16 protein-coding genes are annotated in these 17,842 nt (G+C 71.4%); 7 read left to right on the top strand and 9 right to left on the bottom strand.

The features are described 5' to 3' along the window. Nucleotides 1-82: 82 nt before the first annotated feature. Together mepA and F0L46_RS09825 are read right to left on the bottom strand one after the other, a co-directional pair. A complete protein-coding gene (gene mepA, locus F0L46_RS09820) occupies nucleotides 83-997 on the bottom strand; it encodes a penicillin-insensitive murein endopeptidase (protein WP_149816972.1) in 915 nt (304 codons plus the stop codon). Between the two features lie 305 nt (nucleotides 998-1,302). Then, complete coding sequence (locus tag F0L46_RS09825; protein WP_149816973.1) at nucleotides 1,303-2,472, bottom strand: SDR family oxidoreductase; 1,170 nt, start codon at nucleotides 2,470-2,472, stop codon at nucleotides 1,303-1,305. A gap of 206 nt (nucleotides 2,473-2,678) precedes the next feature. On the opposite strand from F0L46_RS09825, the gene F0L46_RS09830 reads away from it, so the two are divergent. The 3 genes from F0L46_RS09830 (at nucleotide 2,679) to F0L46_RS09840 (ending at nucleotide 5,250) form a co-directional block, all read left to right on the top strand. Further along, complete coding sequence (locus tag F0L46_RS09830) at nucleotides 2,679-3,092, top strand: PRC-barrel domain-containing protein (RefSeq protein ID WP_149816974.1); 414 nt, start codon at nucleotides 2,679-2,681, stop codon at nucleotides 3,090-3,092. A 206-nt stretch (nucleotides 3,093-3,298) separates the two neighbouring features. After that, nucleotides 3,299-4,159 (top strand): DMT family transporter, encoded by an 861-nt coding sequence (locus tag F0L46_RS09835; RefSeq protein ID WP_149816975.1) that lies wholly within the window; start codon nucleotides 3,299-3,301, stop codon nucleotides 4,157-4,159. After that, nucleotides 4,156-5,250, top strand: coding sequence for an ATP-dependent DNA helicase (locus F0L46_RS09840; protein WP_149816976.1), 1,095 nt, complete (start codon nucleotides 4,156-4,158; stop codon nucleotides 5,248-5,250). The genes F0L46_RS09835 and F0L46_RS09840 overlap by 4 nt, the downstream gene beginning before the upstream one ends. Here F0L46_RS09840 and F0L46_RS09845 read toward each other — a convergent pair. Both F0L46_RS09845 and F0L46_RS09850 read right to left on the bottom strand, forming a co-directional pair. Further along, nucleotides 5,234-6,535 carry an MATE family efflux transporter gene (locus F0L46_RS09845; protein ID WP_240539933.1) on the bottom strand — a complete coding sequence of 434 codons (1,302 nt, stop codon included), beginning with the start codon at nucleotides 6,533-6,535 and terminating at the stop codon, nucleotides 5,234-5,236. The two genes, F0L46_RS09840 and F0L46_RS09845, sit on opposite strands and share 17 nt — an antisense overlap. A gap of 44 nt (nucleotides 6,536-6,579) precedes the next feature. Continuing rightward, nucleotides 6,580-6,849: a DUF6460 domain-containing protein gene (locus F0L46_RS09850; RefSeq protein WP_149816978.1), complete on the bottom strand. Its 270-nt coding sequence runs from the start codon at nucleotides 6,847-6,849 to the stop codon at nucleotides 6,580-6,582. 108 nt (nucleotides 6,850-6,957) lie between these two features. On the opposite strand from F0L46_RS09850, the gene F0L46_RS09855 reads away from it, so the two are divergent. Continuing rightward, nucleotides 6,958-7,899: an alpha/beta hydrolase gene (locus F0L46_RS09855; RefSeq protein ID WP_149816979.1), complete on the top strand. Its 942-nt coding sequence runs from the start codon at nucleotides 6,958-6,960 to the stop codon at nucleotides 7,897-7,899. Nucleotides 7,900-8,028: 129 nt separating this feature from the next. Here the strand turns inward: F0L46_RS09855 and nth are convergent, their stop codons facing one another. After that, on the bottom strand, nucleotides 8,029-8,739 hold the full coding sequence (gene nth / locus F0L46_RS09860; protein ID WP_149816980.1) for an endonuclease III: 711 nt from the start codon (nucleotides 8,737-8,739) through the stop codon (nucleotides 8,029-8,031). Between the two features lie 20 nt (nucleotides 8,740-8,759). Here nth and F0L46_RS09865 point away from each other — a divergent pair, with 20 nt between their 5' ends. After that, on the top strand, nucleotides 8,760-9,269 hold the full coding sequence (locus F0L46_RS09865; RefSeq protein WP_149816981.1) for a DUF2244 domain-containing protein: 510 nt from the start codon (nucleotides 8,760-8,762) through the stop codon (nucleotides 9,267-9,269). A 109-nt stretch (nucleotides 9,270-9,378) separates the two neighbouring features. On the opposite strand, the gene F0L46_RS09870 is transcribed toward F0L46_RS09865, so the two are convergent. From F0L46_RS09870 to dnaK, 3 genes are all read right to left on the bottom strand, one after another. Beyond that, entirely contained in the window at nucleotides 9,379-9,987 is a 609-nt protein-coding gene (locus F0L46_RS09870) for a class I SAM-dependent methyltransferase (RefSeq protein ID WP_240539934.1), read from the bottom strand. A 58-nt stretch (nucleotides 9,988-10,045) separates the two neighbouring features. Continuing rightward, the gene (gene dnaJ, locus F0L46_RS09875) at nucleotides 10,046-11,185 is read right to left on the bottom strand and encodes a molecular chaperone DnaJ (protein ID WP_149816983.1); all 1,140 of its coding nucleotides are present in this window, start codon (nucleotides 11,183-11,185) and stop codon (nucleotides 10,046-10,048) included. A gap of 219 nt (nucleotides 11,186-11,404) precedes the next feature. Beyond that, nucleotides 11,405-13,321, bottom strand: coding sequence for a molecular chaperone DnaK (dnaK, locus tag F0L46_RS09880; RefSeq protein ID WP_149816984.1), 1,917 nt, complete (start codon nucleotides 13,319-13,321; stop codon nucleotides 11,405-11,407). 359 nt (nucleotides 13,322-13,680) lie between these two features. Between dnaK and F0L46_RS09885 the strand changes: the two genes are divergently transcribed. Together F0L46_RS09885 and F0L46_RS09890 are read left to right on the top strand one after the other, a co-directional pair. Then, nucleotides 13,681-14,670 carry a DUF1311 domain-containing protein gene (locus F0L46_RS09885; RefSeq protein ID WP_149816985.1) on the top strand — a complete coding sequence of 330 codons (990 nt, stop codon included), beginning with the start codon at nucleotides 13,681-13,683 and terminating at the stop codon, nucleotides 14,668-14,670. A gap of 76 nt (nucleotides 14,671-14,746) precedes the next feature. Beyond that, entirely contained in the window at nucleotides 14,747-15,274 is a 528-nt protein-coding gene (locus tag F0L46_RS09890) for a YidB family protein (RefSeq protein WP_149816986.1), read from the top strand. Between the two features lie 260 nt (nucleotides 15,275-15,534). On the opposite strand, the gene F0L46_RS09895 is transcribed toward F0L46_RS09890, so the two are convergent. Beyond that, nucleotides 15,535-17,826, bottom strand: a complete 2,292-nt coding sequence (locus tag F0L46_RS09895) for an NADP-dependent malic enzyme (protein ID WP_149816987.1) — start codon at nucleotides 17,824-17,826, stop codon at nucleotides 15,535-15,537. Nucleotides 17,827-17,842 lie beyond the last annotated feature (16 nt).

The following is a 17,842-nucleotide window of genomic DNA, read 5'->3' on the forward strand; positions in this document are numbered from 1 at the left end:
TCAGGCCCCCGGCTGGACGCGACGGCTCAAGGTCGCAGCCCCGGACCCTGCGGGCAAGCCCCGGCGATAGCGGCGCTCCCCGTCACTGCGCCACGAGCACCTGGCGGCAGGCCGGGGGCAGCTGCGCCATGGTCATGGGCGGCACGGGCTTGGCGGGGCGCTTAGGGTTGCGCGCCTCGGCCGAGAACCACCAGTCGAGCTCGGGCCCGCAGCCGTCACCGGCGGGGGGCGGGTCCTGGTCGGAGCAGCCCTCGGCGCCGGCCGGGCAGGCGAGGCGGATATGGTAATGGTAATTGTGGCCCGGCGCCGGGCGCACCTTGCGCAGCCAGCCGCGATCGGAGCCCGCCTCGCGGCACAGGGCGCGCTTGATCGCCGCGTTCACGAAGACGCGGGCTACCTGGGGCTCCTTGGCCGTGGCCCGGATGAGCGCCGTGTGGGCGGGGGTCCAGGCAGCCGGGTCGACGTCGTTCCAGTCCCCCGCCACCACGTTCGTCGCCGACATGAACTCCCGTTCCTCCCGCGACAGGCGCCGGTCGGGCATCGGCGTGAGCCAGACGTCGGCGTCGAGGCCGATCTGGTGCGAGGCGTGGCCCGTGAGCATCGGCCCGCCCCGGGGCTGAGAGATGTCGCCCACGAGGAGGCCTGGCCAGCCGTTGACCTGCGGCACGCGCTTGGAGAGCCGCTCCAGGAAGGCGACGAGGTCCGGGTGGCCCCAGTTGCGGTTGCGCGACAGGCGCATGACCTGCCAGGCGGGACCGTCGATCGGAAGCGCCGTCGCGCCCGCCACGCAGCCCCGGGCATAGGAGCCGAGGGAGCGCGCCTCCAGGGGCGCGGGCTCGGCCTTGCGTCCGAACAGCTCCTTGGCGGGGGTGCCGGGCGCGTCCGGGTCGGCGAGGGGAGGCAGGGGTTTCGGGGCAAGCGTGCCCCGGTCCTGGGCGAGCGCGGCGCCGCCCGTGAGAAGGATCGCCGCGCAGGCGAGGGTGCGAATCAGGTGCATGCCGGGATCGTAGTGCGGGTTTGAGCCGCGCGCCTCCCCTCTCCCGGATGGGAGAGGGATGCACGAAGTGCCCCGGGTGAGAGTGGCCAGCTCGGGAGGTTTGCTCCGACACCTCCGCCTGTCGTGGCCGGGCTTGTCCTTCGACAGGCTCAGGATGAGGCCGGCCACCCAGTCGACGCGTAGGCCTGGGTTCCCGGGTCAAGCCCGGGGATGACGGGGGAAGCACGGATCCGTGGTGCGCCCCTCCCAGCGTTCACCCTCACCCCCGGCCCCTCTCCCATCCGGGAGAGGGGAGTATACGCCCCTCAGTTCCCCATGCGGCGGTCGTGGGCGGAGCGGTCGGGGGCGCGGTTCGGGTAGCCGCCGGGGCCCATGGTGGGCTGGTCGTGGCCGTTGCCCGCCTGGCGGCGGGTCTCGCGGTAGCGGCGGTAGTTCTCGGCCATGCGCCGGTCGTGATCGCGTCCCTCCGCCCGGGTCGGGCGCAGGAGCGAGAAGGCCGCGAAGCCGAGGCCCACCACGAGCGCCAGCGTGGTGAGCGGGCGCATCTGCGCCTCGAGCAGCAGGCTCGAGCGCCGGTGCGTGTTGGAGATCACCGAGTGCTCGGCCCCGTCCTGGCGGGGCTCGTAGAGGTTGTCGCGCATCTCGCGCCGGCCCGGCGCCTGGGTGGTCTGCGAGGCCCGGCCGGTGGCCTCCATGACGAGGTCGGCGAGCGGCGGGAAGAGGTTGCCGAACAGGCTGATCGCCCAGCCGCCGAAGCCCACCACGAGGGCCCGCGTGGGGCTCGTCGCCGCGTGCAGGATGGCGCGCGCCACCACGTGGGGATCGTAGGTGGGCGGGGGCACCATGGGGCTCGGCGCGTCGAGATAGTTGCGCGCGTGCTCCGGGTAGGGGGTGTTGATCGCGGCGGGCTTGATGAGCGTCACCGAGATCGGGGCGCCCTCGCGCTCCAATTCCATGCGCAGCGCGTCCGTGAAGCCGCGCACCGCGTGCTTGGAGGCCGAGTACTGGCCCTGGTCGATCATGGCGCGGTCGGAGAGCACCGAGCCGATATTGATCAGCGCGCCGCCGCTCTTGCGCAGGTGCCCCGCCGCGACGAGCGAGCCGTGCACCACGCCCCAATAATTGACGTCGAAGAGGTGGCGCTGATCCTCCAGCGGGATCTTCTCCAGGGTGCCGTAGAGGGCGACCGCCGCGTCGTTGACCCAGGTGTCGATGCCGCCGAAGCGCTGGATGGCCTCCCGGGCGACCCGCTCCACGTCCTCGCGCTTCGAGACGTCGGCCGCGACCGCGAGCGCCTGGCCGCCGGATTCGGTGATCTCGCGGGCGATGGTCTCGAGGTCCCCCGCGTTGCGGGACACGATCACGACCCGGGCGCCCGCCTTGGCGGCGTCGCGGGCCGTCGCGAGGCCGATGCCGCTTGAGGCGCCGGTGATCACGATCGTCTGCTGGTCGAGCGGCTTCAATCGAACGGTCATGGCTTGGCTCCTGGCATGTCGGGTCGCGCGTTCCTGCACGTCGCGGGCGCTCCCAGGGTGGGGCGCTCGGGGGAGAACGCTGGCGGCACGGTCGGTCAACGCGGGCGCGAATCCCGGGGTTCCGCTCCGGAGGCCCCTGGCGGAACGTCGCGGGCCGTCGCGGCGTTGCCTTGGGACGCTTCAGGAACACGTAAGGGAGAGACGCCATGCAGGCCGGCGAGACGACCTCCACGACGCGCCGCGAGTCCAACAGCCTCATCGCCAGCGACAAGGTCGAGGGCACCCCCGTGCGCCGCTCGGACGGCGAGAAGGTGGGGACGATCGAGCGGGTGATGATCGAGAAGCGCTCGGGCCGGGTCGCCTACGCGGTGATGAGCTTCGGCGGCTATATGGGCCTGGGCGAGGGCTACTTCACGCTCCCCTGGAACGTGCTGAAGTACAACACCGAGCTCGACGCCTACGAGCTGAACCTCAACGAGGAGCAGCTGCGCGGCGCGCCCAAGCGCACGGCGGACGGGAACGATCCCTCCTTCGACCGCGACTGGGAGGAGCACGTCCACCGCTACTACAACGCGACGCCGTACTGGGGCGAGAGCGACCCGATGTCGACGGGGCGCTGAGGGCGCCTCGCCCGTCGTATGTAAGGTCTGACGAGAGAGGGGTCTCGCTCCGGCTCACGCCCGTGCTGCGTGCTTCGAGACGCCCACCTGCGGTGGGCTCCTCAGCATGAGGGCGGAGAGAGGCCCCGGCGTGCACGACGCCCCTCGACACCCGTCGCGCCTGCGCTTATTGCGGGCGCGATGATCCCCCTCCGTTCTCTCCGCCGATGACCCGCAACCTTCCCGCCCTGATCGGCTGGATGGCGGGCACGCTGGTGTCGTTCTCGGCGCTCGCGGTCTCGATCCGGGAGCTGCAGGGCCGGTTCAGCGTCTTCGAGATGCTGTCCTTGCGCAACGCGGCGGGGCTCGCGATCCTGCTCGGCCTCGCGCTGGCGCGACCGGACCTGCGCGCCACGCTGCGGCCCCGGCGGGTGCCGCTCCAGGTCTTTCGCAACGTGGTGCATTTCGGGGGCACCTATGCGTGGGCGGTGGGCGTGACCGTGCTGCCGCTCGCGCTCGTCTTCGCGCTCGAGTTCACCACGCCGATCTGGGTCGCGGGGCTTGCCGTGCTGGTGCTCGGCGAGCGGCTGACGGGGCCGCGGATCGCCGCCATCGCGCTGGGCTTCCTCGGCGTGATCGTGATCCTGCGGCCGGGTGCGTCGGGCCTCCAGATCGGCGCCCTCCTCGTCCTGTTCGCCGCCATGGCCTTCGGCGTCACCACCATCTCGACGAAGGCGCTGACCCGGACGGAGAGCACCTTCGCGATCCTCGTGTGGATGAACGCCCTGCAATTGCCCATGAACCTCGCCGGCGCCGATCCCCTCTTCTGGACGCGGATCCCGGACGCGCCGCTCCTGCCGGTGCTCGGCATCTGCGTGCTCGGCCTCTCGGCGCATTGGTGCCTCACCAACGCCTACCGCTACGGCGACGCGATCCTCGTGGTGCCCCTCGACTTCCTGCGGGTGCCGCTCATCGCGATCGTGGGCTTTGCGCTCTATGCCGAGCGGCTCGACCCGTTCCTGTTCGCGGGCGCGGGGCTCATCATCGCCGGCATCCTGTGGAACCTGAGGGCGGAGGCCAGGGCATGACGCGGTGGTCGCCCCAGCAGGACGCGGCGCTCGCGTCCGTCGCCGAGTGGCTGAAGCGGGGCAGCCCGCAGGTCTTCCGCCTGTTCGGGTTCGCGGGCACGGGCAAGACCACGCTCGCCCGCCACGTGGCGGACGGCGTCGACGGCGACGTGGTGTTCGGCGCCTATACGGGCAAGGCCGCCTCGGTGATGCGCGCCAAGGGCTGCCGCGAGGCCGCCACCATCCATTCCATGATCTACCGCACCCGCGAATCCGACGAGGGCGGGCCCACCTTCGCGCTCAACCGCTCCGGCTCTGCCGCCAAGGCGGACCTCATAGTCATCGACGAGTGCTCCATGGTGGACGAGGAGCTCGGGCGCGACCTCCTCACCTTCGGCGTGCCCGTGCTGGTGCTCGGCGATCCAGCCCAGCTCCCCCCGGTGAAGGGCGGCGGCTTCTTCACGGAAGCCGCGCCCGACGTGATGCTCACGGAGGTCCACCGCCAGGCCGCCGACAACCCCATCGTGCGCCTCTCCATGACGGTGCGCGAGGGCGGGCGGCTGGAGCCGGGGCGCTACGGCGAGAGCGCCGTCATCTCCCGCGGGCAGATCGACAAGGACATGGTGATGAAGGCCGACCAGGTGCTGGTCGGCATGAACAAGACCCGGCGCCTCTACAACAACCGCATCCGCGAGCTTCTCGGCTACCGCGACCCGATGCCGGCCGCGGGCGAGAAGCTCGTGTGCCTGCGCAACGACAAGACCAAGGGCCTCCTCAACGGCGGCACCTGGACGATCCAGGCGCTCCGCACCGGCAACCCGCGCTATGTCCGCATGGACGTGGTCTCGGAGGACGACCAGAAGAAGCGGGCCGTGGACGTGAGCGTGCTCAAGGAGTTCTTCGAGGGCCGGGAGGAGGAGGCGCCGCCCCTGCTGCGCCGCGAGTCCGACGAGTTCACCTACGGCTACGCGCTCACCGTCCACAAGGCGCAGGGCTCGCAATGGGACGACGTGGTGCTCTTCGACGAGTCCTTCGCCTTCCGCGAGCACCGGGCGCGCTGGCTCTATACGGGCCTCACCCGCGCGGCCGAGCGGGTCACGATCGTGCGCTGACGCCCTGCGGGAAGGTGCGGCGCACGAGGCCCGGGTACCGGGCCGCCTGGCCGAAGCCCCGGACACCGAGGAACACCACGAAGGCGCCCCAGAGCGCCGCGTTGCCCCATTGGCTCGACAGCCACAGCACGCCCGCGAAGAGCGCAAGCGAGAGGAGCATGAGATCCCGCATGGCCGCGGTCCACGTGGCCCCGATATAGATGCCGTCATAGGCGAAGGCCGCCGCCCCCACGAGGGGCGTGAGCGCCGCGAAGACGAGGTAGTCGCGGGCGAGGGCCCGCACCTCCGGGTTCGTCGAGACCGCGTCGACGAAGGGAGCGCCGCCGACGAGGAAGACGCCCGAGAGCGCCGCCCCGAAGCCGACGCTCCACCCCAGGCTCAAGGCGACGGCGCGCCGGAACGCGTCCTCGCGCCGGGCGCCGATCGCCTGGCCGCACAGGGTCTCGGCGGCGGTCGCGAAGCCGTCGAGGAAATAGCCGCCCATAAGGAACATGTTGTAGAGCACGGCATTCGCCGCGAGGGTCACGTCGCCCGAGCGGGCGCCCACGCCCGTGAAGATCGCGAAGGCCGCGAGCAGCGCCACGGTCCGGATCATGATGTCCCGGTTCACGGCGAGCGTGCGGACCAAGGCGTCGCGCCGCATCACCTCGGCGAGCGGCACCCGCCAGGGGCGGGAGCCCAGGCGGCCCAGGACGGCGAGGCTGAAGGCGAGACCCAAGGCCTCGGCCAGGACCGTTCCCAGCGCCGCGCCCGCGACGCCCATGCCGAGCCCCGCGACGAAGAGCAGGGTGAGAGCGATGTTGGCGAGATTGATGCCCACCTGCACCAGGAAGCCCAGATCCGTGCGCCCGCGCCCGACGATGGAGCCGAAGGCGGCGTAGTTGGCGAGGGTCAGCGGCGCGGCCCAGATGCGGATGCCGAAATAGACCGCGAGCGCGCCCAGGACCGCGGGGCTCGCGCCCGACAGCGAGAAGGCGACGAGGCGGATGGGCCATTGCAGCGCCACGAGGACGAGGCCCGCCGCGACGCCCACCGCGAGCGCCCGGGCGAGCGCCCGGTCGATCTCGGCCCGGTCGCCCGCCCCCACCGCCTGCGCGGTGAGGCCCGCAGTGCCCATGCGCAGGGCCCCGAAGCTCCAGAACAGGAAATCGAAGACCACCGCCCCGAGCGCCACGGCGCCGAGCAGGTGGGCCTCGCCCAGGCGGCCGATCACGGTGGCGTCCACGAGGCCGAGGAGGGGCGTCGTGACGTGGGAGAGGGTCATCGGCAGCGCGATGGCGAGCATCCGCCGATGAGTCGGGGGCTCCATGCCCCCGGGGGCTGCCGCGCTCACGGGCGGCGGCTGGAGAGCAGGCGCGAGAGGAGCCAGAGCGGCACGACCACCACGGCGCCGTAGGCAAGCCAGCGCCAGATCTGGGCGAAGGTGTCGAAGCCGAGGTCGAGCACGGAGCGCGCCAGGCGCACCACCCCGTCGACGAGGCCCACCGGCGTGAGCCCGAGGAAGGACATGAAGGCGCCGACGAGAAGGGACAGGAAGACGAGCTTCACCAGGACCGCGCCGGGCGAGCCGCCGAGAAAGCGCTGCAGGTTGGACGCCATCGGGTTCCCTCGTCCGCGACGCCCCTGGAACCGGGCGCCGCTCGGGCGTTACATCGCAGGCCAGCCCCCGCTTGGCAACCTGCCGGCCACCCGTCTGGACCCCGCCCCTTGTTCGATCCCGCTCTCCTCGACCCCGCCGCCGCCGACCCGCAGACGCTTGCGCTCAACGCCGAGATCGTCGCGAAGCTCGCGGGCCTCCCCGATCCCTGGTCCGTGCCCGCAGGCGTGGTGCGCGAGAAGCGCCGCCTGGGCCTCGGTCCCTTCCCCGCCATGCCCGCGAGCGCCCGGGCCTCGACGCTTCTCGTGCCCGGTCCCGCGGGCGAGATTCCGCTGCGGGTGATCGCGCCCGAGCGGCCCCGGGGCGTCTATCTCCACATCCATGGCGGTGGCTGGACCTGGGGTTCGGCGGACGAGCAGGACCCCTGGCTCGACCGGCTCGCCGATGCGTGCGGGCTGGCTTGCGTCTCCGTGGAGTACCGGCTCGCCCCCGAGCATCCCTATCCGGCGGCCCCCGACGATTGCGAGGCGGCGGCCTTATGGCTCGTGCGGGAGTCGCAGGCACGGTTCGGCACCCGGCGGCTCTTCATCGGCGGGGAATCGGCCGGCGCGCATCTCTCCCTCGTGACGCTGCTTCGCCTGCGCGACCGGCACGGGACGATGCCGTTCGCCGGGGCCAACCTGTTCGCGGGCTGCTACGACCTCACCCTCACGCCCTCGGCGGCCAATTGGGGCACCGAGAAGCTCATCCTCAACACCCGTGACATCCGCAACTTCGCCGACGGCTTCTGCGGCCCGGCGATCGACCGCCGCGCCCCCGACATCTCGCCGCTCTACGCGGATTTGAGCGGCCTGCCCCCGCTCCTCGTCTCCGTGGGCACCCGCGACCCGCTCCTCGACGACACCCTCTTCCTCGCCGCGCGGGTCGCGGCCGCCCAAGGGCGGATCGAGACGGCCCTCTGGCCCGGCGGCGCCCACGTCTTCCCCCGGTTCGACAGCGATCTCTCGGAGCGCGCGCTCGCCCGGATCGACGCCTTCGTCGACGCGCTCTGAGCCACGTGGCGCCGCCGCGCTCCCTCCCNNGGGGGGTGACGGCGGTGTCCCAACAGGATTGATCACCCGCCGATCAGGCGCGATCTCCTCCCCTCTCCGCAAGGGAGCGGGAAGCCCGGCGCCGAACGCTCAGGCGGGGCCCGGCGTCTTCGGCTCGTAGCGGCACAGGTCCCGGATCGGGCAGCGCCAGCATTCGGGCAGCCGGGCCTTGCAGATGTAGCGGCCGTGCAGGATGAGCCAGTGGTGGGCGTGGAGGAGGAACTCCTCGGGCACGATCGCCTCCAGGGGCGCCTGCGTGTCGAGGGGGGTCTTCGTCACCACGAGGGGGATGCGGTTCGCGACGCGGAAGATGTGGGTGTCCACGGCGATCCGGGGGATCCGGAACGCCATGTTGACCACCACGCTCGCGGTCTTGCGGCCGACGCCGGGCAGCCCCTCCAGGATCTCCACCGACGGCGGGACCGCGCCACCATGCTCGGTGATGAGGATCTCCGACAGGGCGATGACGTTGCGGGCTTTCGTGTTGAAGAAATTGATCGTCTTCACGTGCTCGCGCACGCCCTCGAGCCCGAGCTCCAGCATCGCATGCGGCGTGCTGGCGGCGGCGAACAGCCCGCGGGTCGCCTTGTTGACGCCCTTGTCGGTGGCCTGGGCCGAGAGCACCACGGCCACCAGCAGCGTATAGGGATCGGAGTGCTCCAGCTCGCCCTTGGGCTCGGGCTCGATCTCGCGAAAGCGCGTGAAGATCTCGCGCAGGGTCGCGGCGTCCACGGGCTTGGGGGCCGGCGCGGCTTTCTGTCTCGGGGCGGCCTTGGGCGCGCCTTGCTTCCGGATGGGCATGGGCGCGTTATACTCGCGATATGAACTCCGGCAAGGCACCCCCCGACCCGACCGAAGCCCACGAACGTCCCGTCTTCGCGGCCACCATCACGCCGCACCGGGCCCTGGGAACGGCTGGCGTGCGGCTCGTCATGACGCTCCTGTGCGTCGTGACCCTGGTGTCGAGCATCCCCTTCATGATCGCGGGCGCCTGGCCCGTGGCGGGCTTCTTCGGCCTCGACCTGCTCGCCCTCTCCATCGCCTTCAGCGTGAACATGCGCGCCGGGCGCGGCTTCGAGGAGCTCGTCCTCACCCCCATCGAGCTCATGGTGCGCCGGGTAACGCCGCGGGGCGAGGCCCGGGCCTGGCGCTTCAACCCGCTCTGGACGCGGCTCGAGAGCGAGGCGGACGACGAGTTCGGGATGCAGGTGGTGACCGTGGTGTCGCGCGGCGAGCGGGTCGTCATCGCCCGCGACCTCTCGCCGCCTGAGCGCGAGAGCCTCGCCCGCGAGCTGTCGCGGGCGCTCGCGGACGTGAAGCGGGGTTATTGAGGGGGGCTGTACGTCGGGGGGCCCCGGACGAGCTCGTTGCGCACCTGCGGCGCGAGCGTTGCGCTAGGTTCCGGATCCGCGATCCGCTTCGGCTCCGCAGGTCCCGAGCCTACCGCCCGCGATACACCCAAACCCGCGCCGGCGGCAGGTTGAGCCAGATGCGGTTGGAGGCCGTCACGGTGAACTGGCGCGGGTTCCTGGGGATCGGCGGCACCATGGCGTAGGTGAACTGCACGAAGGGCGCGTTGCGGTGCATGAGCGCCTGGATCTCGGCGAGCAGCGACGTGCGCACCTCGACGGGCTTCGTGAACAGTGGCAGGCTCGACACGGTCGCGGCGGCGGGCTCCGACATCACGCCCTCGAGGGTGCGCGCGATGCTGTAGGCGTCGCCCTGGACGATGGTGGCCCGGGGGAAGCGCTTCTTGAGGAGCTTGCAGAAGTCCGGATTGAACTCGACGAGAACCAGCCGGTCCTCCGCCACGCCGCGCCGCACGAGGGCGTCGGTCACGGGGCCGGTGCCGGGCCCGAGCTCCACCACGGGGCCGGGAACGCGCGGGTCGACATAGGACGCCATGGTGCGGGCGAGCAGCTTGCTCGAAGGGGTGACGGCTCCCGTGACGAGCGGCCGCTCCAGCCAGGATCGCAAGAAACGAGCCTCGTCCTCGATCTTGCCCAGGGGCTGGATCTTGCGGGAGACTCGTCCGGGAGGCTGCAGCACGGGACCATCCTTGTTCGGCACGCGGCAGGCGCGACATCGGCCCACCCGTCAACGGCTGTCAAGCCCGTGTCGATCCACCTAAGCCGTCGAAGAATTCACGCACCCGGGAGAAAAAGCCAGAGCTCTCCGGGTGGGTGCTTGTGGAGCACTCGCGATCAAACTCCATGAGGAGCTCGCGCTGGCGCTTGGTGAGGCTTTGCGGCGTCTCCACCACCACCTGGATGTAGAGGTCGCCCCGGTCGCGCGAGCGCAGCACGGGCATGCCCCGGTCCTTGAGCCTGAACTGCTTGCCCGATTGCGTGCCCTCGGGAACCTTCACCTTGGCGTCCGAGCCGTCGATGGTGGGCACCGCGATCTCGCCGCCGAGCGCCGCCGTCACCATGGAGATCGGCGCGCGGCAGAACAGGTCCGCCCCGTCGCGCTGGAAGAAGGCGTGCGGCTTGAGGGACAGGAAGATGTAGAGGTCCCCCGCAGGCCCGCCGCGCAGGCCCGCCTCGCCCTCGCCAGAGAGGCGGATGCGGGTGCCGTCCTCGACGCCCGCCGGGATGTTGACGGAGAGCGTGCGCTCGCGGGTGAGCCGGCCCGCGCCGGCGCAGGTGGCGCAGGGGTCGTCGATGGTCTCGCCGCGCCCGTGGCAATTGGGGCAGGTGCGCTCGACGGAGAAGAAGCCCTGCGTCGCCCGCACGCGCCCGTAGCCGCCGCAGGTGGGGCAGGTCCGCGGCTTGGAGCCGGGCTTGGCGCCGCTCCCCGCGCAGGTCTCGCAGGTGATGGAGGTGGGGATCTTGACCGTCTCGGTCTTGCCCTCGAAGGCGTCCTCGAGGCTGATCTCGAGATTGTAGCGCAGGTCCGAGCCGCGCTCGCGCCCGCCCGCGCCGCGCTGGCGCCCCCGGGCGTCGCCGAAGAACGTGTCGAAGATGTCCGACATGAAGTCGGTGAAGCCTGCGTCGAAGCCGGGCCCGCCGGCGCCGCCCTGGGCGAAGGCCGCGTGGCCGAAGCGGTCGTAGGCCGCGCGCTTTTGCGGGTCGGAGAGGGTCTGGTAGGCCTCGTTGACCTCCTTGAACCGGGTCTCGGCCTCCGCGTCGCCGGGATTGCGGTCCGGGTGGAACTGCATCGCGAGCTTGCGGAAGGCGGACTTCATGTCCCCCTCGCTCGCCGTCTTGGCGACGCCCAGAACCTCGTAATAGTCACGCTTGGACATGTCAGGGCTTCCTGGGCGCCTCGGGGCGCCCGCTCCTCAGATGCGCATGCCGATCCGCCGTTCCAAGGTGGAGCTCGCGGTCAGCAAGGGAAGGGGGCGGCGCAGCCTTAAAGGGTCGACCCGGTCCGGTCGCGCCCCGGCATGGAAACGGCACCCGCCACCGGAAAGGGGCGGGTGCCGTGGATCGTGTCAGGGTGGGGCCATGGCGGCCTGTCGCGGTCAGGCGCGCTTCTTCTTGTCGCCCTCGTCGACCTCCTGGAAGTCGGCGTCGATGACGTCGTCCTTCTTGGGAGCCTCGCCCTCGGGGCCGGCCTCGCCCGCCTCGCCCGCCTGAGCGGCCTCGTACATGGCCTGGCCGAGCTTCATCGAGGCCTGCATCAGGTCCGTGGTGCGGGCCTTGATCACCTCCACGTCGTCGCCGGCGAGAGCCCCGCGCAGCGCCTCGATGGCGGTCTCAATGCCCTGCTTGTCGCCCGTCGAGACCTTGTCGCCGTACTCCTTCACCGACTTCTCGGTGGAGTGGACGAGGGCCTCGCCCTGGTTCTTGGCCTCCACGAGCTCGCGGCGCTTCTTGTCCTCGGCGGCATGCGCCTCCGCGTCCTTCACCATCTTGTCGATGTCGGCGTCGGAGAGGCCGCCCGAGGCCTGGATGCGGATCGCCTGCTCCTTGTTGGTGGCCTTGTCCTTCGCCGTGACGTTGACGATGCCGTTGGCGTCGATGTCGAAGGTCACCTCCACCTGCGGCACGCCGCGGGGCGCGGGCGGGATGCCCATGAGGTCGAACTGGCCGAGCAGCTTGTTGTCCGCCGCCATCTCGCGCTCGCCCTGGAAGACCCGGATCGTCACGGCGTTCTGGTTGTCCTCCGCCGTGGAGAAGACCTGGGACTTCTTGGTCGGGATCGTGGTGTTGCGGTCAATGAGGCGCGTGAACACGCCGCCGAGCGTCTCGATGCCGAGCGAGAGCGGGGTCACGTCGAGGAGCAGCACGTCCTTCACGTCGCCCTGGAGCACGCCCGCCTGGATCGCGGCGCCGATGGCCACCACCTCGTCGGGGTTCACGCCCTTGTGGGGCTCCTTGCCGAAGAACTGCTTCACGACCTCCTGGACCTTCGGCATGCGGGTCATGCCGCCGACCAGCACCACCTCGTCGATCTCGGCCGCCGAGAGGCCCGCGTCCTTGAGCGCCTTGCGGCAGGGCTCGATGGTGCGCTGGACGAGATCGTCGACGAGGCTCTCGAACTTGGCGCGCGAGAGCTTCATGGTGAGGTGCTTCGGGCCCGACGAGTCCGCCGTGATGTAGGGCAGGTTGATCTCGGTCTGGGTCGTCGAGGACAGCTCGATCTTCGCCTTCTCGGCGGCCTCCTTGAGGCGCTGCAGGGCGAGCTTGTCCTTCGTGAGGTCGATGGCCTGCTCCTTCTTGAACTCGGAGGCCAGGTACTCGACGACGCGCATGTCGAAGTCCTCGCCGCCGAGGAAGGTGTCGCCGTTCGTGGACTTCACCTCGAACACGCCGTCGCCGATCTCGAGGATCGACACGTCGAAGGTGCCGCCGCCGAGGTCGTAGACCGCGATGGTGCCCTGCTGCTTCTTGTCGAGGCCGTAGGCGAGCGCCGCCGCGGTGGGCTCGTTGATGATGCGCAGCACCTCGAGGCCGGCGATCTTGCCGGCGTCCTTGGTGGCCTGGCGCTGGGCGTCGTTGAAGTAGGCCGGGACCGTGATGACGGCCTGGTCCACCTTCTGGCCCAGATGCGCCTCCGCGGTCTCCTTCATCTTCTGGAGCGTGAAGGCGGAGATCTGCGAGGGCGACATCTGCTTGCCGTCGGCCTCGACCCAGGCGTCGCCGTTGCCGCCGCGGGTGATCTTGTAGGGCACGAGGCCCTTGTCCTTCTGCGTCATCGGATCTTCGTAGGTCCGCCCGATGAGGCGCTTGATGGCGAAGAAGGTGCGCTCGGGGTTCGTGACGCCCTGGCGCTTGGCCGGCATGCCGACGAGACGCTCGCCGTCGTCCGTGAAGGCGACGATGGACGGGGTGGTGCGCGCGCCCTCCGCGTTCTCGATCACGCGGGGCGTGGTGCCTTCCATCACGGCCACGCACGAATTGGTGGTGCCGAGGTCGATGCCGATGACTTTACCCATGGAGGGATCCCTCACTCTCTAAGCAGACCGCCAGGCCCCGAAGCAGCCTGGCCCATGGCTGTTGCTGGTTTGAAATGATGCCTGTCGCGGCGGCATGCGGCGCCGTCCCGATGGATCGGAACCGTGAGCCCCCACGAACGCGGCTGATATAGGGGGGTGGCCTGCGGCCCGCAAGGCGACGTGCTTCTCCGGATGGCAAGGCGCGCGAGGGATTTATGGCGGGCGCCGAGGCGCGATGCGGATGCCGCAGCGTCACCGGCGCGGCCCGCGACGCCGCGAAGGCCGGCCGGTGTTGCACTTGTGTTCTAACGCCGGCGCCGCCGTCGTGCTACGCCCGGGGGGATCCTAGCGGTTTTGCGATGACCCTCCCCCGCCTTGCCCTGCTGACCCTCCTGTGCGCGGCCCTGCCCGCGGGCGCGCAGGCGCAGTTCTGGCCGTTCGGCGCCCGCACCAACGAGCCGCCCGTCCCGCCCGCCTCCGTGCCCACCGCCCCCGCGGCGCCCGCGCAGCCCCAGCCCGGGGCGCCCCTGTCGCTCGGCGTGCCGGCCCAGCCCGGCGCGCCGGGGCAGCCGTCCCAGGCCCAGCCCGCCGGTCCGCCCCAGCCCCGTCCCGCCGCCGTGCGCACGGCCTCCGAGGACGAGGTTGTCGGGCGTGACCTGCGGCGCAACGGCGAGGCCGGGCGCCTTCGCATCGAGCGCGCCGCGCGCGGGGCCCTCACGGCGCGCCTCACCCTCGACGGCACCCGGATCTCGAAGCCCGGCCAGGCCTGCCAGGTGAAGGTCGCGGACGGGGAGCCGATCCCGCTCAGCGCCCAGGGGCGCCCCGAGGGGTCGCTGCGCTTCGCGATCGAGACGCCGGCCTGCCCCATGGCCTTCGACGTTCTGGAGGGCGCGGTGCTCGTGCCCGCCGCGACGGCGGCCTGCGTCGTCGAGGCGGCCGATTGCCGGGCGGAGATGCACGGCCTGTGGGGCCTCGAGCCCGCGGCCCTCGCGCCCCTGGCGCGCGCCATCGAGACGGCCCGGGGCGACGCCGACCGGGCGGTGCGCGAGAACTACAAGGTCCTGTCGCAGCGCGCCGGGCCGGGCCAGGTCCGCGCCATCGTATCGGAGCAGGCGGCGTTCTCGTCCGAGCGGGACGTGGCCTGCCGGGACTATGCCCGCGAGGCGAACCACGGCTTCTGCAACGCCCGCTTCACGGCGGCCCGCGCGGCCTCGCTCGCCGGCAAGCTGGGGCTGATCTCGACCGCGCCGACGCCGGCCCCGGCGGCCCGCAGGCCCGCCGCCCCAGGCCCCCAGGCGGGCCCCAACCCGCCCGCCACGGGCACGGCGCCCCGCGCCCAGCCCTTCTGACCCGTCCGTTACGGCAGCGCTGAAACCGGGGCCCCGCGAGAGGGTTTGCCCCGGGGGCTCTGACAAGGAGAGCCAGATGGGCCTGCTCGAACAGGTGATTTCCGGCGCGATCGCATCGCGCATGGGCGGCGGCATGGGCCGCAACATGGGAGGCGGCATGGGCGGCGGCATGGGGTCCCCCCTCATGATGGCCCTCATGGCCCTGCTCGCCTCCCGCGGCATGGGAGGAGGCATGATGGGCGGAGGCGGCGGCCTCGGCGGCATGCTGGGCGGCATGCTCGGCGGCGGCATGGGCGGCGGCATGGGCGGACCCATGGGCGGCATGGCGGGAGGCGGCGGCCTCGGCGGCCTCATCGACATGTTCCGCTCGCGCGGTCACGGCGACGCCGTCGATTCATGGGTCGGCCACGGCCCCAACCGCCTCATGGCGCCCACCGAGCTGGAGGAGGCGCTCGGCCCCGACACGGTCGAGCAGCTCCAGCAGCAGACCGGCATGGACCGGGGCGACATGCTCCAGGAGCTCTCCCACGTCCTCCCCGGCGTGGTGGACCAGCTCACCCCGCACGGCCGCCCGCCGACCGAGGAGGAGATGGGGCATTGGTAGGACGCTGACGGGTCTCCCCTCTCCCGGATGGGAGAGGGATGCACGAAGTGCCAGGGGGGGAGGGTGGCGGGACTGGAAGGTTCGCACCACCATGCCGCCGCACCCCTGTCATCCCCGGGCTTGACCCGGGGACCCAGACAGACGGTTCGACTGGATGGCCGGGTCAAGCCCGGCCATGACAAGCGGGCGGGTTTGAGCCAACCTCCCGGCCGCCCACCCTCACCCCCGGCCCCTCTCCCATCCGGGAGAGGGGAGTGCGTTCATCCCCCGACGTTGAACGCCGCCAGCGCCGCCATGTTGACGATGTCGTTGTCGGTGGCGCCGAGGGGGACGATCTGGACCGGCTTGTCGAGGCCCACGATGAGCGGGCCGATCACGGTGGAGCCGCCGAGCTCCTGGAGCATGCGGGTCGAGATCGAGGCCGAGTGGAAGGCGGGCATGACGAGCACGTTCGCCGCGCCGGTCAGCCGGCAGAACGGGTACTGCGCCGCCATGAGGTCCCGGTTGAGCGCCACGTCCGCCGACATCTCGCCGTCATACTCGAAGTCGACCCGCGCCCGGTCGAGGATGCGCACCGCCTCCTGGATCTTCTCGGCGCGCTCGGCCTGCGGATGGCCGAAGGTCGAGAACGAGAGGAGCGCCACGCGGGGCTCGTAGCCCAGGCGCCGCGCCACGCCCGCCGCCTCGATGGCGATCTCGGACAATTCCTGGGCGTCGGGCATCTCGTGGATGGCCGTGTCGGCCACGAGCACGGTACGCCCGCGCGCCAGGCACACCGACACGCCGATGACCCGGTGGCCGGGCTTCGCGTCGATCACGCGCCGCACGTCGGAGAGCGCGATGGAATAGTTGCGGGTGACGCCCGTGATCAGCGCGTCGGCGTCCCCGAGCGCCACCATCGAGGCGCCGAAATGGTTGCGGTCCTGGTTGATCAGGCGCTGGCAGTCGCGCAGCAGGAAGCCCTGGCGCTGGAGCCGGTCGTAGAGGAAGCGCGCATAGGCCCCGTTGCGCTGCGAGAGCCGCGCGTTGTGGATCTCCAGGTTCTCGCGCCCCTCCAGGTCGATGCCGGCGGCCCGCGCCGTCTCGTGGATGCGCTCCTCGCGCCCCACCAGGATGGCGGTGCCCAGGCCCTGGTTCACGAAGGCGAGGGCGGCGCGGATGACCTGCTCCTCCTCGCCCTCGGCGAAGACCACGCGCTTGGGGAAGCGGCGCACCCGCTCGAAGATGCGCGCGAGCGTGCCGGCCACGGGATCGCGCCGGGCGGAGAGCTGGGTCTTGTAGGCCCGCATGTCGACGATGGGCCGGCGCGCGACGCCCGTGTCCATGGCGGCACGCGCCACGGCGGCCGGCACCGTGTGGATGAGGCGCGGGTCGAAGGGCACGGGGATGATGTATTCGCGCCCGAAGCGAGGGCGCGAGCCCTGGTAGGCGGCGGCCACCTCGTCGGGCACGTCCTCGCGGGCAAGCTCGGCCAGCGCCTGGGCCGCCGCGATCTTCATCTCCATGTTGATCGTGGTGGCGAGCACGTCGAGGGCGCCCCGGAAGATGTAGGGGAAGCCGAGAACGTTGTTGACCTGGTTGGGATAGTCCGAGCGCCCCGTCGCCACGATGGCGTCGTCGCGGATCGCGGCGACCTCCTCGGGCGTGATCTCCGGGTCGGGGTTCGCCATGGCGAAGATGATGGGCTTGGGCGCCATCGAGGCGATCATCTCGGGGGTGAACGCGCCCTTGGCCGAGAGGCCGAACACGGCATCCGCGCCCGCCATGGCATCCGCCAGGCTGCGGGCGTCGGTCTTGGCCGCGTGCGCCGACTTCCACTGGTTCATGCCCTCGGTGCGGCCCTGGTAGATCGCGCCCTTGGTGTCGCACAGGATCACCTTGTCGGGGGCGAATCCCATCGCCTTGAGAAGCTCGACGCAGGCGATGCCCGCCGCGCCCGCGCCGTTCACCACGAGCCGCGTCGACTTCACGTCGCGCCCCGTGAGGTGGAGCGCGTTGATGAGCCCCGCCGCCGCGATGATCGCCGTCCCGTGCTGGTCGTCGTGAAAGACGGGGATGTCCATCAATTCGCGCAGGCGCTCCTCGATGATGAAGCACTCGGGCGCCTTGATGTCCTCCAGGTTGATGCCGCCGAAGGAGGGGCCCAGATAGCGCACGCAATTGATGAAGGCGTCCGCGTCCTCCGTGTCGACCTCGAGGTCGATGGAATCGACGTCGGCGAAGCGCTTGAACAGGACCGCCTTGCCCTCCATCACGGGCTTGGAGGCGAGCGCGCCGAGATTGCCGAGGCCTAGGATCGCCGTGCCGTTGGAGATCACGGCCACCATGTTGCCGCGCGCCGTGTAGTCGAAGGCGCAGGTGGGGTTCTCGGCGATGGCCTTCACCGGCACCGCCACGCCCGGCGAATAGGCGAGCGACAGGTCGCGCTGCGTCGCCATGGGCTTGGTGGGCACCACCTCCAGCTTGCCGGGCCGCCCCTGCGAGTGGAACTGCAGCGCCTCCTGGTCCGTGAAGGTCGGGCGCGTGCGGCGGGGGACGGGCTTGTCGGTCATGAAGTCTGGTCCTGCG

This window comes from Salinarimonas soli, from assembly GCF_008386575.1.
Taxonomy (GTDB): Bacteria; Pseudomonadota; Alphaproteobacteria; order Rhizobiales; family Beijerinckiaceae; genus Salinarimonas_A; species Salinarimonas_A soli.

Bases quoted from the DNA above. Each gene is read 5' to 3' on its own strand.
- mepA (WP_149816972.1), bottom strand. From the start codon at position 997: ATGCACCTGATTCGCACCCTCGCCTGCGCGGCGATCCTTCTCACGGGC.
- F0L46_RS09825 (WP_149816973.1), bottom strand. From the start codon at position 2,472: ATGACCGTTCGATTGAAGCCGCTCGACCAGCAGACGATCGTGATCACC.
- F0L46_RS09830 (WP_149816974.1), top strand. From the start codon at position 2,679: ATGCAGGCCGGCGAGACGACCTCCACGACGCGCCGCGAGTCCAACAGC.
- F0L46_RS09835 (WP_149816975.1), top strand. From the start codon at position 3,299: ATGACCCGCAACCTTCCCGCCCTGATCGGCTGGATGGCGGGCACGCTG.
- F0L46_RS09840 (WP_149816976.1), top strand. From the start codon at position 4,156: ATGACGCGGTGGTCGCCCCAGCAGGACGCGGCGCTCGCGTCCGTCGCC.
- F0L46_RS09845 (WP_240539933.1), bottom strand. From the start codon at position 6,535: ATGCTCGCCATCGCGCTGCCGATGACCCTCTCCCACGTCACGACGCCC.
- F0L46_RS09850 (WP_149816978.1), bottom strand. From the start codon at position 6,849: ATGGCGTCCAACCTGCAGCGCTTTCTCGGCGGCTCGCCCGGCGCGGTC.
- nth (WP_149816980.1), bottom strand. From the start codon at position 8,739: ATGCCCATCCGGAAGCAAGGCGCGCCCAAGGCCGCCCCGAGACAGAAA.
- F0L46_RS09865 (WP_149816981.1), top strand. From the start codon at position 8,760: ATGAACTCCGGCAAGGCACCCCCCGACCCGACCGAAGCCCACGAACGT.
- dnaJ (WP_149816983.1), bottom strand. From the start codon at position 11,185: ATGTCCAAGCGTGACTATTACGAGGTTCTGGGCGTCGCCAAGACGGCG.
- dnaK (WP_149816984.1), bottom strand. From the start codon at position 13,321: ATGGGTAAAGTCATCGGCATCGACCTCGGCACCACCAATTCGTGCGTG.
- F0L46_RS09885 (WP_149816985.1), top strand. From the start codon at position 13,681: ATGACCCTCCCCCGCCTTGCCCTGCTGACCCTCCTGTGCGCGGCCCTG.
- F0L46_RS09890 (WP_149816986.1), top strand. From the start codon at position 14,747: ATGGGCCTGCTCGAACAGGTGATTTCCGGCGCGATCGCATCGCGCATG.
- F0L46_RS09895 (WP_149816987.1), bottom strand. From the start codon at position 17,826: ATGACCGACAAGCCCGTCCCCCGCCGCACGCGCCCGACCTTCACGGAC.